Below are 2,584 nucleotides of genomic sequence, written 5' to 3' on the forward strand. Positions count from 1 at the left end.
AAAACAAAAAGACACTTTTATTTCAATTTTTCATCCATTAGCAACCAGTTTTGACACATTTGTGGACTTCTCAGCACCGCCACTTTCTGTAAAATGTGAGATTCAAAACACCTCTAATGGCTCTATTGTAGCAAGATTTTTTCGGAAATGCAAGGCACAAGAAAAATTTCTTGAACTTGATGCCATTTTCTTTCAATTTCTTAATAGTAGCTGGGCCGATTCCTTTCAAGGCAAGGAGTTCTTTTTCAGTCCAGTTTTTGAAATCTGAAGCAGACTTGATCCCTTCATCATAGAAAGTTTTGGCACGATCAAGTGGAAGTCCACCCAAGTTTGCTGCAAAATCTTCTACAGAATTGGCTACTTTTTGAGCTTGCTCTTTGGTAGCTTCTACTGCTTGTTCAACTTTTTTAGAAACAGCCTTACCAGCTTGGCTTGCTGACTGTTCTGCACGTTTCACGACTTTTTTTGTCTCTTCTACAACCTTAGTCACAGTACTTGAAAAGGCACCTGCACGACGGAGGCTATTTCGTAATTGTTTTTTACGATTGAGTTTCTTTGACATGATAAAATCCTTTCAATAAAAAACCCCTGCTCTGACAAGGATTTAATATAAATATTCTATCAAGATTTTAGTAAAAAATCAAGAATCTTTCTCGTTTAATAATTTCGCTCACCGAATAAGCCTTCTGGCAAATCATGAAATCCCTTGCCTGATTTGAAGTTTTCAAACTTACCAAGTAAGAACTGATAAGCATCCAAACGGCTTTCGTAGCGAATCATAGCATCTTTGGCACGCTCGTCTTGGTCTTCTTCGTAGACTTTTTGGCTTTCCTTATGTGCCATGTCGTTGATCATAATCTGGGTATTGACCCAGGCTTCAAATTCCTTCATAAATTCTTGTTCGTAACTCATTTTTTCTCCTTATTCTAATTCACGGAAATAGTCCGTGTCAATCTCTCGGTAGGGCTGGATATCCTGAACGTATTCCAGCACCCCTTGGAATTCTCCGTTTTCATCGTGCACTGCTGCGTAGGTGATGTGGACAAACTTGCCTCGCGAATCGGACTTAAACCACATTTCATACTTGTTTTTGCTTCCCTCACGAAGCCCCTTCATGATGGTCTTGACCTTGTCCAAGTACTTAGGCGGATGGCAAAGTTCGACATTGCGCCCAACTTGGGACGGGGTCCGTTTGAAAATCATCTCATCAGCTGGCGTATTGTCATTGTAATACTGGAAAATATCATCTTTATTGACAAAGGTAATCTCCATAGGGAGGTGATTGAGGATGAGATTGGCCTGCTCAACTGAGAGATAGCCATTCCCAAAAGCCTGTTGACTATGACGGTCCAGCACTGCTTCCTTTTCCTTAGGGGTAAAGGTAATGGTAAACTGTCCTTCTGGTGTATCGATAACTTGTTGAACTTGACCTTCTGCCGTATCTAACTGTACAGGCTCCCCTGCGCTCTTTTCCTCAACAAAACTCTGTCTTTCTGGCACCCATTTTTCTGACGGACGGATGATGGCATAACCATAGGCATCGCTCTCCTCCGCAATCTGAAGCCAGTCATCCTGAGTAAAGGACTCAAGGAGAATCATGAGAAGGATGGACTCTTCCTTGAAAATCATACTTTCAAACTCTGTCGCAAAAGCTTCAAAATCTTCTTTTACACTGCGAATCGACACTTCTGGTAGTGACTTGGCTGTCGCTAAAGCTGTTTGAAAGAGTTCCCTGATCTGATCATCCACTCCCCACATAACTTTTGGAGGCGAATCGTGACCATAGCGCTCCATGATTGGGAAAAAGAGCTCTTCCTTACGTTGGTAATGGATATCAAATTGACCTACAAGTCCCATCTGACGCACCAAACCCTTACGCATCTCCGCAAGCATTTCTTCATCTTCCATAGACTCATAGGTATCTAACAATCTACGAATGCGAATCAAGGCAGCACGGAGAGCCAGATTTTCTTCCTTGAAAATCCGAACTGGGTGGCCTGGGTGCTCGGTATCTGCAACTTCGACATCCTTAACAGCATTTTTAAAAAGATTGGCATGGACATCACAGAGTTCCATGACATCTTCAAAGGTGACACCTGAGTCTGAGTTCATCAGCTCGTGCTCCATAAGGGAAATCTCGATTGCTGAAACACCTGTAAAGGTCGCATCAAAGCGCTCCTGAACCGACTCAGGAGAGGCGCCATTATGCAATTCTAACAAAATATCCCGTAGGACATGAATCCGTTCATCTGCCATTAGTCTAATCCAATCACTTCGTAGCCATTAGCTTCCAGTGTGCGGACAATCTTGTCCATAGGAGTTCCTTCAAGCTTAGAACCCTGTTTGAGTGATACTTTACGACCAACTGTATTGCGCATCAAGGGATTGGCAAGAGGTTTAAAACCAAGCTCAACTAGAATTTCCAAGACTTCTGGATGCTTGTCAACCACTTCTGCAACGGGAATTGACACATCGATGATATTATCCATGACGACCTCCATTGAATGTTCTAAAATGATTTTACTGCTTTTATTATACCACAAGGAAAGAGATTAAAAAACTAGCAGTGGAGTTCCTGCTAGTT

General features: G+C 42.1%; 3 protein-coding genes and 1 pseudogene. All 4 read right to left on the reverse strand.

The window, feature by feature from the left end; all coding sequences use genetic code 11:
* Window positions 1-169: 169 nt before the first annotated feature.
* Window positions 170-562: pseudogene (locus ACLNCN_RS04410) on the reverse strand (helix-hairpin-helix domain-containing protein); the annotation flags it as partial.
* A 95-nt stretch (window positions 563-657) separates the two neighbouring features.
* On the reverse strand, window positions 658-912 hold the full coding sequence (locus ACLNCN_RS04415) for a DUF1912 family protein (RefSeq protein WP_049540673.1): 255 nt from the start codon (window positions 910-912) through the stop codon (window positions 658-660).
* Window positions 913-921: 9 nt separating this feature from the next.
* Window positions 922-2,256 (reverse strand): DUF438 domain-containing protein, encoded by a 1,335-nt coding sequence (locus ACLNCN_RS04420; RefSeq protein WP_261101870.1) that lies wholly within the window; start codon window positions 2,254-2,256, stop codon window positions 922-924.
* Window positions 2,256-2,489: a DUF1858 domain-containing protein gene (locus tag ACLNCN_RS04425; protein ID WP_000368739.1), complete on the reverse strand. Its 234-nt coding sequence runs from the start codon at window positions 2,487-2,489 to the stop codon at window positions 2,256-2,258. The genes ACLNCN_RS04420 and ACLNCN_RS04425 overlap by 1 nt, the downstream gene beginning before the upstream one ends.
* Between the last annotated feature and the right edge of the window lie 95 nt (window positions 2,490-2,584).

Source organism: Streptococcus sp. CL8.13 (assembly GCF_049737895.1).

Bases quoted from the DNA above. Each gene is read 5' to 3' on its own strand.
- ACLNCN_RS04415 (WP_049540673.1), bottom strand. From the start codon at position 912: ATGAGTTACGAACAAGAATTTATGAAGGAATTTGAAGCCTGGGTCAAT.
- ACLNCN_RS04420 (WP_261101870.1), bottom strand. From the start codon at position 2,256: ATGGCAGATGAACGGATTCATGTCCTACGGGATATTTTGTTAGAATTG.
- ACLNCN_RS04425 (WP_000368739.1), bottom strand. From the start codon at position 2,489: ATGGATAATATCATCGATGTGTCAATTCCCGTTGCAGAAGTGGTTGAC.